A 17,783-nucleotide genomic window follows, 5' to 3' on the forward strand; every position below is an offset into this window, starting at 1 on the left:
AAAGAAGCGCGAGGACAATGACCGTGGCCGTTATCCTCGCAGCGTGTAAAGAACATTGAACGCGTCGTGCAGCGTCAGCCCATTGAATTACCAGAGATAGCGCACGCCCACGTTGCCCCCCCACGGTTGCTCGATCTTATTGCCGTTGCTGTAATCAAAATCAGCGTGGACCGACACCTTGTCGGTCAGTGTCACAGAGACACCCGCACCCAGCTCGCCGCGCGAACCCGAGAGATCATTGCTGAACTTGTTGTCGTTCACTTTCACTTCGTTGTTGTTGGCGAACTCGTGCACATACGCTGCACGCAGGTACGGCTGCAACACGTAACCTTCGCCTATGTCGAAGTTGCGTCCGACTGTCGCGCCGACCTTGCCCAACAGCGAATGCGTGCGGTCACCTTCGGCAGCCAAGCCGTTATCCAGGCGATAGTCCTTGCCCTGGATGATCACACCCGAGAGCTGGGTGTAGGGTTCGACAAAGTAGTCGTCGGCCAGCTTGAGGTGACGACCGAACTCCAGGGATGCACCGACGCCGTGGCTGTCATAGCGGCCCTTGGTTTTACGGCCATCGCTCAATTGGACCGAGGACTCGTTCTGGAAGCGGTTGAACTTGAGCACACCGTCGAAGTAGTAGCCGCTCTCCTCATCCAGCCACGTGGTGTAGGCACCCAGGTAGTAACTGTCGACTTCGCCCGTGGTGCCACGGCTAAGGTCCAGATCAGACTTGCTGTAGCCACCCAGCCCCCCCACCAACCACTGCCCATCACCGACCGGCAACGGTGCATCGGCACCCAACGACAGGCCCTGCTGGGTCTGTTTGTAAGCCACGCCAGCACTTGCGCCGACATCGAACTTGTTGCCATAGGCACGCATCCAGCCACCGGCCTTGCCTGTGTCTCTGCGCACTTCGCCCATGCGGCTGCGCAAGGTACTGAGTTCGCCGTACCAGACCGTCGGTGCGGCATTGAACAGCGCCAGCACTGATCGGGTACCGGGACTGATGACTTTTGAAGCGGTATTCAGGTACCAGTCATTGTCGCCTTGCTTGATCAGGTTGTAGGAGAAAGCCCCCAGGTCCACTTCCCCACCCAGCAAGGAAAACTGGGCATCGCCACCGCCGATGTGAACCACCGGAATGGAGCTCGCAGCCCCCGGCTCGGTGCCACTGCTGTCGAGCGCCACCAGATGATTACCGGTGGCCGTGCCGGTCACCGTCAGCGTATCGACCTGGCCCGTGGTGAAGTTGGTGTGCATGTAGAACGTGCCGTTGCCCGACAGCTCGCCCACGGTCAATTTGTAGAATTCGCCCGGGTTGCCGAACTGAATACCACCGCCGTTCATGTCCAGCTTCTCGACCTCGCCGTCACCAACCATCACCCACCGGGCTTCGTTGTTGATAGTCAGGCTCTCGACGTTTTCCAGGCGACCGGTGAGCGTCGCGAAGTTGTCGAACACAACGTTAGCGCTGCTGCCTTCCTCCACGATGATGTCACCGACCAATTGGCTGTTATCGGCCTTGAAATTCGCCGAAGAACCATTGACGACTTCCAAGAGCTTACCGTTGCCAGCCACCAGGGTAGAGCCGTTGTTGACTTCGATATTCACCCGTTCGTTGTTGGTCTGGGTCTGGCCATCGACAACGATCGCCGAACCGGTCAAGCCTTCGACGCGGGAGTTATCCAGGATCAATGCGTTGTCGGCGGACAGGTTGAGGTCGGCAAACACGTACACACCGTTGAGCCCCCCAACGATGGTGCTGTCGGTGGCGGAAATCTTGCCGCCGAAACTTTGTACGCCGACGCCATTGGCGTTGCTGGCAGTCACGGTGGAACCGGCCTCGAGTATCAGTTGGCTGCGGGCACTGAGGACTGCTCCCGCTCGCCCACCCACGATCTCGCTGTCGCTGACCACCGCGGTAGATCCACCGGCGGCCGAGTTTGCCAGGCGCAGCCCGACGTTGCTGCTGACGACTTTGCTGCCGTTGGCGATGGTCGCTTCGCTGCCAACTAAATTGACGCCGTTGGCATTGCCTTGAGCGGTGACCTGGGTATCGCTCAAATTGATCGTCGACCCGCCGGACGCATGGATCTGGTAAGTCGTGGCGCCATTGGCCGTCAGCTTGCTTTCGGTCTCCACCAGGTAATCGTCAGTCGTGGTGGTGGCATCGATGGTCTTGGACGCACCGTTTTCGATGAGCGTCTGTGCCAGGCCGGTCGGACTCAGTAGCAACAATGGCGCGAGGGTCACAAGTTTGAGAACGCGCGCAAGCGGCGTGATGGAGAATGAGTGGCTGACGGACATGAGTAACTCCTGGGTGAACAAGCTGTCTGGCAATCGCCCTTGCCTGGCGCCTTGCTGCCTTGCTCTGGACGATCAAAAGGCGGCAATCCTAAGCACTCGTTTCCGGAAGATATGTAGGACTTATCCCTGTGTTCGTGAGATTTTTCTCATTGCTTCGGTGTGAAATATCGATGTAGAGGTCCCTCCATGAGGGAGCGTCAACATGCACACCCGGGCAACAAACGCCCGGGTGCATGCTTCCAGGCTAAGGCCTTGGGATCTCGCACGGCGTGTCCGGCATGTGGAAGGCGGTGATGGTTGTGTGCGGTGTCGATTCAAGTATTTCCGAGCCGTCATCGTGGAAATACTGGATCTTCGCCCGGCCCCTGTGATTCGTTCCTGCGTTCTCGGTATAAAGCGGCAGGATATGGTCCGCATAAGGTGCCACTCGAATGATAAAGCCGGTCAGAGGTGTACCGGCAGCGCCCAACACGTAGTCTTGCCTGAATATCGCGGCGGTGATCGGATCTTCAGGGTCGTTCAGAAACTCCCCTCTCATGGGGGTGAAGACGAAATTGATTTCGTCACCATCCTCGAGCACGCCGGTGAGGTCAGGGATGGCGACCTGGAGCGCGCCATCGTCATCCAGCACCGAGCAGCCTGGATAAGGGGTAGAGATGGTAGGAAAACTCGCAGGTGGCAGTTCAACGGCTATGGCATTGACGTTGACCTCGGTTGGGATGGATTCCAGGTCATTCTCAATGCCTGGCGCGCTCAACTGATAGTGCACCGGTACCTTGGTGCCATTGCCCCCGTTCTTGATGTAAGTCCAAGGGATCTCGACGGTTTCGTCGTCGCCAGGTGTATGCTGCGTATCATCGAAGGTGATCTGGGCCTCAACGACACGAGTGCCATTCCAGAAAAAATCGATGACATGGCCGTCAACCGCCTCGTCGTACCAGGTAAAGGTGAAATCCGCCGCCTTGTCCTTGTCGTCCCGCGTCAACTGGTTGGTCCGGCTACCATCCCAATTCGTAACGACACCTATCGTCAAGCTTGGATGCACCGGATTGGGCCAGCCGGGAAACGGCCAGGGGACCCAGGGGATCGGCACCTCGAAGTTGACGTCGATATCGAGGTCTTCAGGTCCGAATAGCCGGTTTTTACGCACGACGTGATAACTGATGTTGGTCCCCTTGTCGCCAGTGGTGTTTTCGCCGTATTCCTCGAGCATGAGGAGTTTCGGTTCCACCGGGATCTCGATCCTGGCCGGCGGGTTAGGCCCAACAGCAACGTCCTCCAGCGTCGTACTCCCCCACTTCAATCGAATGTAGTCATAGCTCTTGTGATTGTCATACAGGGGAATCCAGACGCTCACCCCCGACAAAGCATGCTCGACCACCAACGGCCCCGGATCCGCCTGGGGGACCTCCGGTGCTTGCAAGTTGGTCGGTAGCCGTCCGAAGGTGAGGCTTATTTTCTGCCAAAGCGACAGAACGCTGGGATTGGTCGCCTTGTCGATCAAGACATAGATGAACACGCATTCGGCATCGCCAAACTCACGAACACGGTTGCCATCGATTTCTATCTCGGTGTCCGAGATGCCCGGGGCGGGGACATAGTCGAAGAAAATCGGGATGAGCCCAGTCGGCTCGTCAGGAATATGGGCAGCGTCCACCAGATAAACGGCGATTTGATCAGTCGCTTGCCAATCATCATAACCAGGAATCGTGGCCTTCAACTTGCTGCCGGGGGCCAGGTTGCTGTCATCGAAGTAGGTGGTTGCAAAGGTCAGTGCATCCGGCGGGGCACGATCATAGGGTGGCAAGCGGTCGCAAATGAGCGGAGTTATCGGAGATTCGTCTGGTACCTCTGCGTTATAGATCCAATGGTCATATCTAACGCGGCACGGAGAGTTTTGCGGAAGAGCCTCGACCCCGATGAGCATCGGGTAGGGGAAGGTTTCCGGAAAGTCGCTACCACCCATGGGTATTACAAACTCATGTTCTGCCATGATCTCAAAACGACCATTGCCAGTACGATCGAACATGACCTGGATTTTCTCCGGTACGCCCACAGGTGGTAGGGCATCCCACTTACGAATTTGCACCTTCAACCCGTCCTTCAGTTCGGGGCCGCTGAGCAGACCTGTGGCGATGTCCACTATAGGATGATCAATGATGATGTATTGGTTGCCCAACCTCGACTGGTGCTCGGTGCGCTCCCTGAGATAAGCGCTGTTTGCCTCACGTCGCGCCAGTTTTTTATCCGCATTAGCCATGTTATCGCTCTCCCATTGACAACGTTCAGCCGTTGAGACACCCACGGCCATCCAGTTTTTTGGCAGATCGATAACACCGGACACTACACAACGCTTCCCATCGCTCTGCGTGGCAGCCAAGGCCTTGAGCGAATTAAGCACCGGTTTTTAACGAGGCGATACTGTCAGAGTTGACAGGTGCTACCGCCCGTTCAGAGCAACACCACCCCCAGCAACACCGCCATCTCCAGCAATTCCAGCAAGGCCCCGGCGGTATCCCCGGTGCACCCCGCGAGCCTGCGCAGCATCATCTGGCGCAAGCCGATAAACACCGCCGCGGCGACCAGCAGCGCAACGACGCCAGCCCAGCCCACCACCAGCACACAGCCCAGCGCGCACACCCACAACACCTGCCACCCCGCACGCCGGGGCAAGTGATCGGCAAGTGCCTGACCCAAACCACCGGCACGCACATAAGGCGTGGTCAGGAACAGCCCAAGCAACGCGGCACGCCCCAACACCGGCACGATGATCAACATCACGCCCTGCCCTTGCTCGATCAACGCCAGTAGCGCGGTGAATTTGAGCAACAGCACCAACACCAGCGTGATGACGGCAATCGGCCCGCTGCGTGGATCCTTCATGATCAACAGCGTGCGCTCGCGATCGCCGAAGCCGCCCAGCCAGGCGTCCGCGCTGTCGGCCAGACCATCCAGGTGCAGGCCGCCGCTGAGCAATACCCACGCCGTCAGCAACAACGCGGCGTGCAGCAACGGCGGCGCGCCTAGCAGCAGAGCGTTGAGCACCCACAGCAAAACACCGAACAACAGCCCCACCAACGGATAGAACAGCAGCGAACGGCCCAGTTGCTCAGGCTCGGGCATGCCCGGCAGGCGTACCGGCAGGCTGCTGAGAAATTGCAGGGCGATCCAGAATGGCAGCATCTTCAGCCAACCTCTGTCAGCACGGCGTCGGACGACACTTGCAGAGAAAACAGCGCGCCGTGGGCGACTTCGACGTTGAGCAATTGTTCCCGAGGCAGGCCTCGGGCCCGGGCCAGCAGCAAACGCATCACGCCGCCATGGCTGATCAGCAAGATACGTTGCCCGGCGTAGGCCGCGTGCAGGCGTTCGACCGCTGCCAGCACGCGGTTGGAAAACGCCAGCACCGGTTCGCCATCGGGTGGCGTGAAGCTGTAGGGATCGGCCCAGAACCGGCCCAAGGCTTCGGCGTCGGTGTCCATCAATGCCGCCGCGCTGCGGCCTTCCCAGGCACCGAAATGCAGTTCTTGCAGGTCGTTGTCCAGGTGCAGCGGCACGCCGAGTTGGGCGCCGAGTTGTTCAGCGAAGCGGGCGCAACGCTGCAACGGTGAACTGACCAAGCGATCCCACGGTCCGCCCTGCTCCACCGCTGCGTGCATCTGTTCCCAACCCTTGGCGGTCAAGGCGTCGTCGAGGCTGCCACGCAGTCCGCCGCCCAGTTCGGTTTCGCCGTGACGCAGCAGGTCCAGGCGCAAGGTCATGCCGGGCGATCCGCCACGGCCGCTTCGGCGAACGTCGCCATCTGCCCGTGCAGATCACAGGCCAGGCGCAACAGCGGCACCGCCAGCGCCGCGCCACTGCCCTCGCCCAGGCGCAGGCCCAGGTCCAACAGAGGTTCGGCGTTGAGGGTTTCCAGCACGTGGCGATGGCCGGGTTCGGCGCCGCGATGGCCGAACAGCAACCATGGCCGGCACGCGGGATTGAGCCGCACGGCCACCAGGGCCGCAACACTGCAGATAAAACCATCCACCAGCACCGCGACGCCTTGCTGGGCACAGGCCAGATAAGCACCGACCAAGGCTGCGATTTCAAAACCACCGAGGTTGAACAAGGTCTGCAACGGGTCGTTGTGCTGGGCAGCGTGCAGCGCCAGGGCACGTTCGATGACCTGGGCCTTGCGGCTGACACCCGCCGCGTCCAACCCCGTGCCCGGCCCCACCAGATGCGCCACTGGGCAATCGAGCAAGGCGCAGGCCAGGGCGCTAGCGGCCGTGGTATTGCCAATGCCCATCTCGCCGCCGATGAACAGTTGCGCCCCAGTAGCGACGGCCCGGGCCACGCTATCGCGGCCGGCGTGCAAGGCTTGTTCGCCCTGGGACGCGCTCATCGCTGGGCCCTGGAGGAAGTTCGCCGTACCGGGGCCGACATTCAGATGGCGCACACCGGGCAGGGCCAGCGAAGGCATCACGGTGCCCAGGTCCACCACTTCCAGGGACGCGCCCAGTTGCCGCGCCAGGACGCTGATGGCCGCGCCACCGCTGACGAAGTTGAGCAGCATCTGCCCAGTGACTTCCTGGGGATAGGCCGATACGCCTTCGGCCACCACGCCATGATCGCCGGCGAAAATGGCGATCCACAGTTGATCCAGGCTCGGCTTGACCTGCCCTTGCAGGCCCGCCAGTTGCACCGCCACCGATTCCAGTCGGCCCAATGAACCGGCGGGTTTGGTCAGTTGTTGCTGACGGGCCGTGGCCTGCTCCAAAGCCTGGGTGTCGAGGGGCTTGCATGGGTCCAGCCACCAGCGGTGATTCATAACGCAGTACCTTTGAGAGTCAGGGGCAGGCCGGCGACGGTCAGCACGACGCGCTGACAACGTTCGGCCAAGGCTTGATGCAGCCAACCGGCTTCATCGACGTAACGGCGAGTCAACTCGCCCAGCGGCACGACACCCATTCCGGTCTCGTTGCTGACAAAAATGACTTCACCGGGCAACGCGGCCAGGCAGTCCAGCAGTGCTTCGCGTTCGGTATGCAGTTGTTCGGGATCGTCGAGCATCAGCAGGTTGGTCAGCCAGAGGGTCAGGCAGTCCACCAACAGGCATTGCCCGGGAGCGGCGTTTTCCCGCAACACTCGGGCCAGGGCCAAGGGCTCCTCCACCAGCGCCCATTCGGCCGGACGGCGGGCGCGGTGCTGGGCGACTCGCTCGTTCATCTCGCCGTCCAGGGGTTGGCTGGTGGCGATGTAGGTCACCGGCAGTCGAGTGTCCGTGGCGAGCTTTTCCGCCAGGCGACTCTTGCCGGAGCGGGCGCCGCCGAGGATTAGTTGCAGCATGTTGTTTACCTTTCAAATGGCGGTGTTGCTGATGGCCCCATCACGAGCAAGCTCACTCCCACAGGGGACTTATGTACACCGCAGATCCAATGTGGGAGCGAGCTTGCTCGCGATGGCGCCAGCCGAATCGACCTAAATCCCACAGAGTTCACGCAACACCACGGTATCCAAATGCCGCTCCACCAGATCCGCCAACCGCTCGATATCCCGCTCGCGCAAGCCGTGGTAATCCACCGTCTGCACAGACTGCAACCCGGCCCAGCGCAACAACGCACTGCTGGCCTGAGGCGATTCGAACAGGCCATGCAGGTAGGTGCCGAAAATCTGCCCGTCGAGGCTCTGGGCGCCGTCGCAACGGCCGTCCTCCAGATGCACCGCCGGGTTTTCCAGGGCCGGGCCTGTGGTCACGCCCGCGTGAATTTCGTAGCCGCTAACCTCAGCCTCTTCCAAGGCCAATCGCCCGCACACGTTGCGCAGTTGCTTCTCGTGTTCCAGGGTCGTTTCGAAAGCCAGCAGGCCCAGCCCGGCACTGGAGCCCGCCGCGCCTTCCAGCCCCAGCGGGTCGTGAACCTGCTGGCCAAGCATCTGCAAACCACCGCAGATGCCCAGCAACTTGCCACCGTAGCGCAGGTGACGCTGGATCGCCGTGTCCCAACCATTGGCGCGCAAGTAGGCCAGGTCGCTGCGCACGCTTTTCGAACCGGGCAGAATGATCAGGTCGGCCGGCGGGATGGTTTGGCCGGGGCCGATGAATTGCAGGTCAACCTGCGGGTGCAGGCGCAGCGGATCGAAATCGGTGTGGTTGCTGATGCGCGGCAACACCGGCACCACTACTTTGAGTACCTGCTCGACCTTGTCGATCTGGCGTTGGTCGAGGCCGTCCTCGGCTTCCAGGTGCAGGTCCATCACGTAGGGCAACACGCCGATCACCGGTTTGCCGGTGCGCGCCTCCAGCCAGTCCAGGCCCGGTTGCAGCAAGGCGATGTCGCCGCGAAAACGGTTGATGATGAAGCCCTTGATCCGCGCCTGCTCGCTGGGTGAAAGCAACTCCAGGGTTCCGACCAGATGGGCGAACACCCCGCCGCGATTGATATCGGCGATCAGCAGCACCGGGCAGTCCACCGCCTCGGCAAAGCCCATGTTGGCGATGTCACCGGCACGCAGATTGATCTCTGCCGGCGACCCGGCGCCCTCCACCATCACCACGGGATATGCGGCGCTCAAGCGTTGGTGCGAGGCCAGCACCGCTTGCATCGCGATGGCTTTGTAATCGTGATAAGCCACGGCGTTCATGGTGGTGACGGCGCGACCATGGATGATGACTTGAGCGCCAGTATCACTGTTGGGCTTGAGCAGCACCGGGTTCATGTCGGTGTGCGGTTCGAGCCCGGCGGCCTGGGCCTGCACGGCTTGGGCGCGGCCGATTTCGCCGCCGTCGGCGGTCACCGCGCTGTTGAGGGCCATGTTCTGCGGCTTGAACGGCACCACGCTCACACCCTGGCGCCTGACCCAGCGGCACAGCGCCGTGACCAGGGTACTTTTGCCGGCATCGGAGGTGGTGCCCTGCACCATCACAGTGGTCATTGAATGTCCTTGGTGTAAGCCTCAAGCGCCTGTTCCAGACGCAGGAACTCCGCGTCATCCGCCGGGAGCCCGAAGCGCAGGCTGCTGTTGTTCACAAACAGTCGCAGGAGAATGCCGCGATGGGCCATAAAATCGTGAAGCCCCACAGCGTGCTCGGTGACCAGCCATTGGAACAATCCGCAGCCGCCCTGGGGTTTGAAGCCATGGCGTTCCAGAGTCAGCGCCAGGCGTTGGCTGGTGGCTTCGCAGCGTTGGCGCTGGCGGACCTGGGCCCCGGTGTCCAGCAGACAGGCTTGGCCCAGCACCCGGGTGGGTCCGCTCACGGCCCACGGCCCGACCTGCTCAGCAAGCAACTTGAGTAACCGCCGCTCGGCCAGGACAAACCCCAGGCGAACCCCGGCCAAGCCAAAAAACTTGCCGAACGAACGCAGCACAATCAGCCCGACCTGATGGGTGTGAGCCGCCAGACTCAACTGCGGCGTGATGTCCATGAAGGCCTCATCCACCACCAGCCAGCCGCCGCGCTGGGCCAGGCGCGCATGCCAGTCCAGCAAGCGTTCGGGGGTCAGATTCAGGCCGGTGGGGTTGTTCGGGTTGACCACCACCAGTACGTCGAGGCTATCGAGGAAGAAATCCACTTCCGGCTCCAGCACTTCGCGCACGATGTAACCACTGCGGCGCCAGGCTTCGGCGTGCTCGGCGTAACACGGCGAGAGCACGCCGACCTTGCCGGCCCGACGCAGGCGTGGCAACAACTGGATGGCCATCTGTGAACCGGCCACTGGCAGCACATTCAACGCACCGTAGTAGTCGCAGGCAGCCTGCTCCAAACCATCATCGGTTTCCGGCAGGCGCGCCCAGGCTCGCAGGGGAATCGCCGGGACGTCGAATGGCCAAGGCGCCAGGCCGCTGGACAAGTCGAGCCAGTCGGCCTCGGCAATCCCGTATTGCCGGGCCGCGTTGCGCAGGCGTCCACCGTGCTCAAGCATAAAACTCAGCTCCCAGGCAGAGAATCAGCAACCACAACCATACCCCGCGCTGGACCAATTGCCAGCCGCGATCAATGGAATCGGCACTCGCCGGCACGCCCTCGCCCAGCGGTGGACGTTGGTGCAGTTCGCCGTGATACACCGCCGCGCCGCCCAGCTCGACGCCCAATGCGCCAGCACCGGCGGCCATCACCGGCCCGGCATTGGGGCTGTCCCAGGTCGGGCCCTGGCTGCGCCAGCATTTGAGCGCCAGGCGAGTTTGGCCGAGCACGGCGTAGGTCAACGCCACCAGGCGCGCCGGAATGTAGTTGAGCACGTCGTCGATTTTCGCCGCAGCCCAGCCGAAACGCTCGAAGCGTTCGTTGCGATAGCCCCACATGGCGTCGAGGGTATTGCTCAGCCGGTAGAGCACCACGCCGGGCGCACCGGCCACGGCGAACCAGAACAGCGCGGCAAACACCGCGTCGCTGCCGTTTTCCAGCACTGACTCGGTGGCGGCGCGGGCCACGGCGGTTTCATCCAGTTCAGCGGTTTCGCGGCTGACCAGATAGCCAACACGCTTGCGCGCCTCGTCCAGATCGCCACCGCGCAACGCCCGGGCCACCGGCTCGACATGTTCACCGAGGCTGCGCAGGCCGAGGGCGCAATACAACGCGAGGATTTCCACCAGCCAGCCCACCATCGGTGCCCAGGACAGGGCTGTGACCAGCAAGGTCAATGGCACCACAGCGATGATCCACGCCGTCACCCCGTGGCTGCGCCAGCCACGGCCGCCGGAATTGAAGCGTTGTTCGATACGGTCGGCAAAGCCGCCGAATGCCACCAGCGGATGCCAGCGCCGGGGCTCGCCCAACAGCGCATCCAGCGCCACCGCGGCGGCACTGAGCAACGCCACACTCATGGGCTCACTCCCCAATGGTTTTCATACAGCAGTTCATTCAGCGAACGCGGTTGCGCCCAGCCTTCCAGGGCGAGCATCGGCGCCGGGTAAAAAGCCTCGACCGGGCCCAGGCAGAGGATCGCCAGTGGCTTGGCACCGTCGGGCAGGCCCAGCAAGTCGGCCAAAGCCTGGGGTTCGAACAACGACACCCAGCCCATCCCCAACCCTTCGGCGCGGGAAGCCAGCCAGAGGTTCTGGATCGCGCAGGACAGCGAAGCCAGGTCCATTTCCGGCAAGGTCCGGCGACCGAAGATGTGCCGCTCGCGATCCTCCATCAACGCCGCCACCAGCACCTCGGCGCAATCGTTGATGCCTTCGACCTTGAGCTTCATGAAGTCATCGCTGCGCTCGCCCAGGGCCTCGGCGGTGCGGATGCGCTCCTGCTCCACCAGTTGGCGGATCTGCCCGCGCAAGGCGCGGTCGCTGATGCGGATGAACCGCCAGGGTTGCATCAGGCCGACGCTGGGGGCCTGGTGCGCGGCTTCCAGCAGGCGGCGCAGCAAGGCCGGTTCGACCGTGCCGCCAGTGAAGTGGCGCATGTCACGGCGTTCGGCGATGGCGCGATAAATGGCGTCGCGTTCGGCCTGGGAGAAAGCGGTGTCTGTCATGGCCTCTTCGCGAGCAAGCTCGCTCCCACACTGGCTGGCGCTGCACTTGAGATCACACAATCCCCTGTGGGAGCGGGCTTGCTCGCGAAGGCGGCCTCAAGGTCAGGTGCAAACAGCCCGGCAATCGCCCGCGGATTCGACGGAAAATAGAAATGCACATAAGAAGCCGTCATCCGCCCCTGCCGGAACACCGCCTCCGCCCCTCGCCCGCCATTGGGGCTATGCCCACGGGCTATCGGTTCAAGTTCAGTGCTAGTCAGGGAATGATGATAGGTATGCCCACGCAAGGCACCTTCCGGCAACTCCACCGCTTGCAACGCCAGGGCCGCCAGACGCTTTTGCATCTGCGCATCACCAGCGAGCAAACCCAACAGTTCGGCGCGGGTGCCGTCGACGTCAGTCAATGAATCGAGCAGATACAGCATGCCACCGCATTCGGCGAGCAACGGCTTGCCGGCAGCATGGTGAGCCCGGATTGCCGCCAGCATCGGCGCGTTCCGGGCCAACGCAACGTGGTGCAATTCCGGATAACCGCCGGGTAGATAGAGGCTGTCCGCCTCGGGCAGTTGGGTGTCATGGATCGGCGAAAAGAAGCTCAATTGCGCGCCCATGGCCCGCAGCAGATCGAGGCTCGCGCCGTAGGTGAAGGCAAACGCTTCGTCCCGGGCCACGGCGATACGCACACCGTCGAGCCACGGCTGCGGGGTAATCAGCTCAGGCGCGGCGAACGCCACCGCCGGCGGCAGCGCCACTTCACAACTGCCGGCCAAGGCCTCGGCTGCCGCGTCGAGGCGCAGGTCGAGGTCATTCAATTCGCTGGCCTGGACCAACCCTAGATGACGGCTGGGTAATTCGATACCGGTTTCCCGGGACAGCGCGCCGTACCAACGCAGACCTTCGGTCAGGCTGCCTTCAAGCAATTGCGCGTGGCGCAAGGTGCCGACGCGGTTGGCCAAGACCCCGGCAAACGGCAAGTCCGGCTGATAACGCGCCAGGCCCAAGGCCAGGGCGCCGAAGGTCTGGGCCATGGCCGTGCCGTCGATCACCGCCAGCACCGGCACGCCAAAATGCCGCGCCAGATCGGCGCTGGACGGCGTGCCGTCGAACAACCCCATCACCCCTTCAATCAGGATAAGGTCCGCCTCGGCGGCGGCTTCCCACAACAGCCGGCGGCTTTCCTGCTCGCCGACCATCCACATGTCCAATTGATAGACCGGCGCACCGCTGGCCCGTTCGAGGATCATCGGGTCGAGGAAGTCCGGACCGCATTTGAAGACGCGCACCTTGCGTCCCTGGTTGCGATGCAAGCGCGCCAGGGCGGCGGTGACGGTGGTCTTGCCCTGCCCCGAGGCCGGGGCGGCGATCAGCACCGCCGGGCAGTGGCGAGCATCACTCACAGTTCGACGCCTTTCTGCGCCTTGATGCCGGCCTGGAACGCGTGCTTGATCATGCCCATTTCAGTGACGGTATCGGCCAGCTCGATCATCTCCGGCTTGGCGCCACGCCCGGTCACCACCACATGCTGCATCGGTGGACGGGCTTGCAGATCGCTCAACACCTGATCGAGGTCGAGGTAGCCGTGCTTGAGGGCGATGTTCAGTTCATCGAGCACCACCAGGCCAATGGACGGATCGCTGAGCAATTGCCGCGATACAGCCCAGGCGGCTTCGGCGGCGGCGATGTCGCGCTGGCGATCCTGGGTTTCCCAAGTGAAGCCTTCGCCCATGACGTGAAAGCGCACCTGCTCCGGGAAGCGGCGGAAAAACAGCTCCTCACCGGTGCTGCTGCGGCCCTTGATGAACTGCACCACGCCGCATTGCATGCCGTGCCCCATGGACCGCGCCAGCATGCCGAACGCCGAGCTGCTCTTGCCCTTGCCGTTGCCGGTCAGCACCAGCAGCAGGCCGCATTCGTTCGGCGAGTTGGCGATGCGCTCGTCGATCACGGCTTTTTTGCGCAGCATGCGCGCCAGGTGGCGTTCGTCGCGATCAGATGCATTGCTGGTAGGGGAGTCGGTCATGGGGAAGCCTCCGTTGGGGACTGGATAACGGCGGGCGGGCACAAGAAAAGACGGCAACAAGCCTGGCATCGCCCACCGTGATGCCGTTGGATGAATCAGGCCGGTCTCCGGGCTCATGAGCGGCGCAATGCCGGTCTGTGCGCCTTCCCATGTCTGCGACACAGTGGCTTAAGCACAGCGTTGACTCATTTACCGTTGCGGGGGCAGCGCCGGGTTCGTGTGCACTCACCGGCTTCCCTGTTTCACTCTGTCGATCGCAATCACAGAGCACCTGAAACAAGCGGCGAAGGTTAGAGGGTTGGGGGTGGAGCGTCAATTAAAGCCGCCTGTCGGGGCAAGCATTGGCGCCCATCAATAAAGTGACGCCAATCTTGTGTGATCCTGCAGCAAGTGATATCAAAGCGACACTACGACCCGATATCACAAAAACAAGAGGGCAAAGCATGCAAGGGATGATCATCAGCAATCCAAAACTGGAATTCCTGCGCCCGGTGCTGGAACGTTGGTTTGACTGCATCGATCGCTACAATGCCGTGCGCGGTGATAACGACACGCCTTACTGGTTCGATGAAAAAGCCAACCTCGGCTTGCTGTCGGCTGCCGCCTGGATGGCCGAGATGGTCACACTGCAAAGCACCCCGACCCGCAAGCAGAATGAAGAAGGCGAACGCAACGTCAGCGCCGATTTGTTCATCGCCAGCACCGACGAACGCGCCTTCATCCAGGCCACCCAACGCTGGCCCAAGGTCAACAACCTGAACCTGACCCAACCCCTGTCGGAGGCCGCCAGCGATGCCAAACGCATCAGCTATTCCAGCGACCTGAAGCTGGGCTGCCTGTTCGTCGCCCCGCAAAAAGCCCAGCAGAGTGCCACGCCCGAAGAATTGCAGGACATGATCGACGACTTGCAGAAGGAGAACACCTGCGCCGTGGCCTGGTATTTCCCTTACGCCTACCGCAAGTTGCGCAACGAGGCCGGTCACTACCATCCTGGCATTGCGGTGCTGTTCAAACAGGCCCACGGCTGACTCAATCCACGCTAGAACTGTGGGAGCTCGCTCCCACAGGTGGGCTTACCTGCTGACACGCGCCTGCAGTTGAACCATCGCCTGTCTACGCTTCTCTATGAATAACTACATGCATTCATAGGGAAGCCAGCATGCTCAAGCCACCGCACCTTCTGATCGTCGCCCTTGCCGCCGGGCTTGTCGCTTGTGGCGAGTCTTCCACCTTGCAAGTGTCCGACGGCACCGGTCCTGCGCCGAAGCTGCCCGAACCGAACAAGACCCTGGTCCCGACCGTCAACATCGCCGAAGCGATCGGCTGGCCGGAAGGTGCCAAGCCCACCCCAGCCGAGGGCCTGCAAGTGGGCGCCTTCGCCGAAGGCCTGGACCATCCACGCTGGCTCTACGTTCTGCCCAACGGCGATGTGCTGGTGGCCGAAACCAACGCCCCGCCCAAGCCGGATGATGCCAAGGGCATCCGTGGCTGGGTGATGAAGAAAGTCATGGGCCGCGCCGGTGCCGGCGTGCCCAGCCCCAACCGCATCACGCTGCTGCGCGACACCAATCACGACGGCGTCGCTGAAACCCGAACGGTGTTCCTGGAGAACCTCAACTCGCCGTTTGGCATGACCCTCGTGGGCAATGACCTGTACGTGGCCGACACCGACCGGCTGATCCGCTTCCCTTACAAGGAGGGGGACACGCAAATCAAGGCGCAGCCGACCAAGGTCGTCGATTTGCCGGGCGGCACGCTGAACCATCACTGGACCAAAAACGTCATCGCCAGCCGCGACGGCAGCAAGCTGTACGTCACCACCGGCTCCAACAGCAACGTCGCGGAAAATGGCATGGAGGCTGAAGAAGGCCGCGCCGCCATCTGGGAAGTGGACCGCGCCAGCGGTCATCACCGCATCTTCGCCTCGGGCCTGCGCAACCCCAACGGCCTGGCCTGGGAGCCCCGCAGTGGGGCGCTGTGGACGGCAGTGAACGAGCGGGACGAGCTCGGCAGCGACCTGGTGCCGGACTACATCACGTCGGTCAAGGACGGCGCGTTCTATGGCTGGCCCTACAGCTATTACGGGCAGCATGTCGATGTCCGCGTCGAACCGCAGAACCCGGCGCTGGTGGCCAAGGCCATCGCCCCGGACTACGCCGTCGGCCCCCACACCGCCTCACTGGGCCTGACTTTCGCCGAAGGCAGCGCCTTACCCGCGCCGTTTACCGAAGGCGCGTTCATCGGGCAGCACGGCTCATGGAACCGCAAGCCCCACAGTGGTTATAAAGTGATTTTCGTACCGTTCAACGGCGGCAAACCGGTGGGCCAGCCCGTGGATGTATTGACCGGGTTCCTGAACGCCGACGAAAAAGCCCAGGGCCGGCCGGTAGGCGTGGTGATCGATAAACAGGGCGGGTTGTTGGTGGCCGATGATGTGGGGAACAAGATTTGGCGGGTGTCGACTAAATGACCTACCGAAAAAGCTGAGCAGACACTGAAACTTGTGGCGAGGGAGCTTGCTCCCTCGCCACAAGGGTTTTCTAGCGGCGCATATATTTAATGGTCAGGGATTACGCGCCAGATGCTCCGGCTGCAACACCCGCTTGGCGCTCAGATAGGCTTTCTGCCAATAGGCCTTGGACAGGCTGTCGAGCTTGACCGTACCGCCGGTGGCCGGCGCATGGACAAAGCGGCCCTCCCCGACATAGATCCCGGCATGACTGACCTGGGAGCCGCCGTTGGTGGCGAAGAAGATCAGATCACCCGTTTGCAAGGCCTCCTTGCCAACGCTCGGGGCGCGCATGCCGATCATTTCGCGGGTGGAACGCGGCAAGGAAATGCCGGCGGCGTCACGGTAGACGTAGCCAATCAGGCCACTGCAATCAAAACCCGAGTCCGGTGTATTTCCGCCCCAGCGATACGGCGTGCCCACCAACCCCAAGGCACGGAAGAGCACATCTTCGGCGGCCGGGGAAAAGGCTTGCGAGGGCGCAAAGACTACCGGAGCCCGTACCGGCGCGGGTGGCGGTGGTGTACGGCTGGCACAGGCGCTGAGCAGCGCGGCGAGACAGATGAGAGCGAGGCGGGCCGACGTCGACATATGCAGAACAATCCTGATCTGGATGCGGCTTTTCTGCCGTGGGCATGAAAACAAATCCGCCTGCGTAGTACGCAGGCGGATTGCCATCAATCAATGATCAAGGATTCTAGCGACTATGCGGCAAACTTCAAGTAAGACTTTAAGTTTGCCTTACAAACTGTGTGCTTACTTGCGAGCAGTGATCACAGTCGGTGCCATGGCGAGGGCACGCTTGGCTTCGATGAAGGTCTTGTTCCAGTAGCTGTCGCCCAGGCTGTCGATGCGCACGCCACCGCTGCGGCGGCTGCTGGAATGGATGAACTGGTTGTCACCCAGGTAGATCCCGGCGTGACTGACGCGACCACGACGACCGTTGGTGCTGAAGAACAGCAGGTCACCGGGCTCCAGTTGATTGCGAGCTACCAACGGGGCGTTCACGTTGATCATTTCGCGAGTGGAGCGCGGCAGGTTCATGCCGGCCTCTTCGCGGAACAGGTAACCGATGAAACCGCTGCAATCGAAGCCGGCTTCAGAGGTACCGCCAAAACGGTAGCGGGTACCGATCAACGACATGCCACGTTCCAGGATGCTGTCGGCCAGCACTGGAAGTTGATAAGGCTTGCTGCCGGCGAAGGCTGCCAGTTCTTTGTCGGAGGCCATTTCTTCCTGGAACGCAACGGAGGAAGACTGGGCGGTAACGGAATTCTGGACCTGTGGTTGTGGTGCTTGCTGGGACACTGGAGAGTGGGCAGCGCAACCGAACAACAGGGTAACGAGTGCGAGAGGCACGAGGGGTGCGAAGCGATTTAGCATGGGCACGACCGTGGCTGAAGTAGTAAAGATGGCGAGACTATGCCTTCTATCAACCTCATTTGCAAATTCAATCGATGCAAATGTGACTTCTCGGTTTTACGTTTACATCTAAGCGCTT

At 62.0% G+C, this 17,783-nt stretch carries 16 protein-coding genes and 1 riboswitch; of the genes, 2 read left to right on the plus strand and 14 right to left on the minus strand.

All coding sequences use genetic code 11. From position 1 onward, the window contains the following. Positions 1-87: 87 nt before the first annotated feature. From EPZ47_RS22440 to cobO, 12 genes are all read right to left on the minus strand, one after another. The gene (locus tag EPZ47_RS22440) at positions 88-2,301 is read right to left on the minus strand and encodes an autotransporter outer membrane beta-barrel domain-containing protein (RefSeq protein ID WP_135846733.1); all 2,214 of its coding nucleotides are present in this window, start codon (positions 2,299-2,301) and stop codon (positions 88-90) included. 244 nt (positions 2,302-2,545) lie between these two features. Next, the gene (locus EPZ47_RS22445) at positions 2,546-4,561 is read right to left on the minus strand and encodes a hypothetical protein (protein WP_135846734.1); all 2,016 of its coding nucleotides are present in this window, start codon (positions 4,559-4,561) and stop codon (positions 2,546-2,548) included. A 191-nt stretch (positions 4,562-4,752) separates the two neighbouring features. After that, positions 4,753-5,484 (minus strand): adenosylcobinamide-GDP ribazoletransferase, encoded by a 732-nt coding sequence (locus tag EPZ47_RS22450; protein ID WP_135846735.1) that lies wholly within the window; start codon positions 5,482-5,484, stop codon positions 4,753-4,755. Between the two features lie 2 nt (positions 5,485-5,486). Then, positions 5,487-6,062 carry an alpha-ribazole phosphatase family protein gene (cobC, locus tag EPZ47_RS22455; RefSeq protein WP_135846736.1) on the minus strand — a complete coding sequence of 192 codons (576 nt, stop codon included), beginning with the start codon at positions 6,060-6,062 and terminating at the stop codon, positions 5,487-5,489. Continuing rightward, entirely contained in the window at positions 6,059-7,114 is a 1,056-nt protein-coding gene (cobT, locus tag EPZ47_RS22460) for a nicotinate-nucleotide--dimethylbenzimidazole phosphoribosyltransferase (RefSeq protein WP_135846737.1), read from the minus strand. Before cobT ends, cobC begins: the two co-directional genes overlap by 4 nt. After that, positions 7,111-7,632 (minus strand): bifunctional adenosylcobinamide kinase/adenosylcobinamide-phosphate guanylyltransferase, encoded by a 522-nt coding sequence (gene cobU, locus EPZ47_RS22465; protein WP_135846738.1) that lies wholly within the window; start codon positions 7,630-7,632, stop codon positions 7,111-7,113. Before cobU ends, cobT begins: the two co-directional genes overlap by 4 nt. A gap of 132 nt (positions 7,633-7,764) precedes the next feature. Then, the gene (locus EPZ47_RS22470; RefSeq protein ID WP_135846739.1) at positions 7,765-9,216 is read right to left on the minus strand and encodes a cobyric acid synthase; all 1,452 of its coding nucleotides are present in this window, start codon (positions 9,214-9,216) and stop codon (positions 7,765-7,767) included. After that, positions 9,213-10,205 carry a threonine-phosphate decarboxylase CobD gene (gene cobD, locus EPZ47_RS22475; RefSeq protein ID WP_135846740.1) on the minus strand — a complete coding sequence of 331 codons (993 nt, stop codon included), beginning with the start codon at positions 10,203-10,205 and terminating at the stop codon, positions 9,213-9,215. Before cobD ends, EPZ47_RS22470 begins: the two co-directional genes overlap by 4 nt. Then, positions 10,198-11,106: an adenosylcobinamide-phosphate synthase CbiB gene (gene cbiB, locus EPZ47_RS22480; protein WP_135846741.1), complete on the minus strand. Its 909-nt coding sequence runs from the start codon at positions 11,104-11,106 to the stop codon at positions 10,198-10,200. The genes cobD and cbiB overlap by 8 nt, the downstream gene beginning before the upstream one ends. Continuing rightward, a complete protein-coding gene (gene bluB, locus EPZ47_RS22485; RefSeq protein ID WP_135846742.1) occupies positions 11,103-11,753 on the minus strand; it encodes a 5,6-dimethylbenzimidazole synthase in 651 nt (216 codons plus the stop codon). Before bluB ends, cbiB begins: the two co-directional genes overlap by 4 nt. Further along, positions 11,750-13,150, minus strand: coding sequence for a cobyrinic acid a,c-diamide synthase CobB (locus tag EPZ47_RS22490; RefSeq protein ID WP_135846743.1), 1,401 nt, complete (start codon positions 13,148-13,150; stop codon positions 11,750-11,752). Before EPZ47_RS22490 ends, bluB begins: the two co-directional genes overlap by 4 nt. Next, positions 13,147-13,773: a cob(I)yrinic acid a,c-diamide adenosyltransferase gene (gene cobO, locus EPZ47_RS22495; protein WP_135846744.1), complete on the minus strand. Its 627-nt coding sequence runs from the start codon at positions 13,771-13,773 to the stop codon at positions 13,147-13,149. Before cobO ends, EPZ47_RS22490 begins: the two co-directional genes overlap by 4 nt. 81 nt (positions 13,774-13,854) lie before the next feature. Further along, positions 13,855-14,063, minus strand: a riboswitch (cobalamin riboswitch). A 153-nt stretch (positions 14,064-14,216) separates the two neighbouring features. On the opposite strand from cobO, the gene EPZ47_RS22500 reads away from it, so the two are divergent. After that, positions 14,217-14,801 carry a hypothetical protein gene (locus tag EPZ47_RS22500; protein ID WP_135846745.1) on the plus strand — a complete coding sequence of 195 codons (585 nt, stop codon included), beginning with the start codon at positions 14,217-14,219 and terminating at the stop codon, positions 14,799-14,801. A 131-nt stretch (positions 14,802-14,932) separates the two neighbouring features. Continuing rightward, positions 14,933-16,243, plus strand: coding sequence for a PQQ-dependent sugar dehydrogenase (locus tag EPZ47_RS22505; RefSeq protein WP_135846746.1), 1,311 nt, complete (start codon positions 14,933-14,935; stop codon positions 16,241-16,243). A gap of 93 nt (positions 16,244-16,336) precedes the next feature. Here EPZ47_RS22505 and EPZ47_RS22510 read toward each other — a convergent pair whose 3' ends face one another. Both EPZ47_RS22510 and EPZ47_RS22515 read right to left on the minus strand, forming a co-directional pair. Further along, the gene (locus tag EPZ47_RS22510) at positions 16,337-16,873 is read right to left on the minus strand and encodes a C40 family peptidase (RefSeq protein WP_135846747.1); all 537 of its coding nucleotides are present in this window, start codon (positions 16,871-16,873) and stop codon (positions 16,337-16,339) included. A 165-nt stretch (positions 16,874-17,038) separates the two neighbouring features. After that, the gene (locus EPZ47_RS22515) at positions 17,039-17,665 is read right to left on the minus strand and encodes a C40 family peptidase (RefSeq protein WP_135846748.1); all 627 of its coding nucleotides are present in this window, start codon (positions 17,663-17,665) and stop codon (positions 17,039-17,041) included. Between the last annotated feature and the right edge of the window lie 118 nt (positions 17,666-17,783).

The organism is Pseudomonas viciae, assembly GCF_004786035.1.
Taxonomy (GTDB): domain Bacteria; phylum Pseudomonadota; class Gammaproteobacteria; order Pseudomonadales; family Pseudomonadaceae; genus Aquipseudomonas; species Aquipseudomonas viciae.

What these genes read in the sequence shown, in the direction of transcription:
- bluB (WP_135846742.1), bottom strand. Translation starts at nt 11,753, where the DNA reads ATGACAGACACCGCTTTCTCCCAGGCCGAACGCGACGCCATTTATCGC.
- cobU (WP_135846738.1), bottom strand. Translation starts at nt 7,632, where the DNA reads ATGCTGCAACTAATCCTCGGCGGCGCCCGCTCCGGCAAGAGTCGCCTG.
- EPZ47_RS22505 (WP_135846746.1), top strand. Translation starts at nt 14,933, where the DNA reads ATGCTCAAGCCACCGCACCTTCTGATCGTCGCCCTTGCCGCCGGGCTT.
- cobD (WP_135846740.1), bottom strand. Translation starts at nt 10,205, where the DNA reads ATGCTTGAGCACGGTGGACGCCTGCGCAACGCGGCCCGGCAATACGGG.
- cobT (WP_135846737.1), bottom strand. Translation starts at nt 7,114, where the DNA reads ATGAATCACCGCTGGTGGCTGGACCCATGCAAGCCCCTCGACACCCAG.
- EPZ47_RS22450 (WP_135846735.1), bottom strand. Translation starts at nt 5,484, where the DNA reads ATGCTGCCATTCTGGATCGCCCTGCAATTTCTCAGCAGCCTGCCGGTA.
- cbiB (WP_135846741.1), bottom strand. Translation starts at nt 11,106, where the DNA reads ATGAGTGTGGCGTTGCTCAGTGCCGCCGCGGTGGCGCTGGATGCGCTG.
- cobC (WP_135846736.1), bottom strand. Translation starts at nt 6,062, where the DNA reads ATGACCTTGCGCCTGGACCTGCTGCGTCACGGCGAAACCGAACTGGGC.
- EPZ47_RS22440 (WP_135846733.1), bottom strand. Translation starts at nt 2,301, where the DNA reads ATGTCCGTCAGCCACTCATTCTCCATCACGCCGCTTGCGCGCGTTCTC.
- EPZ47_RS22470 (WP_135846739.1), bottom strand. Translation starts at nt 9,216, where the DNA reads ATGACCACTGTGATGGTGCAGGGCACCACCTCCGATGCCGGCAAAAGT.
- EPZ47_RS22500 (WP_135846745.1), top strand. Translation starts at nt 14,217, where the DNA reads ATGCAAGGGATGATCATCAGCAATCCAAAACTGGAATTCCTGCGCCCG.
- EPZ47_RS22510 (WP_135846747.1), bottom strand. Translation starts at nt 16,873, where the DNA reads ATGTCGACGTCGGCCCGCCTCGCTCTCATCTGTCTCGCCGCGCTGCTC.
- EPZ47_RS22515 (WP_135846748.1), bottom strand. Translation starts at nt 17,665, where the DNA reads ATGCTAAATCGCTTCGCACCCCTCGTGCCTCTCGCACTCGTTACCCTG.
- EPZ47_RS22445 (WP_135846734.1), bottom strand. Translation starts at nt 4,561, where the DNA reads ATGGCTAATGCGGATAAAAAACTGGCGCGACGTGAGGCAAACAGCGCT.
- cobO (WP_135846744.1), bottom strand. Translation starts at nt 13,773, where the DNA reads ATGACCGACTCCCCTACCAGCAATGCATCTGATCGCGACGAACGCCAC.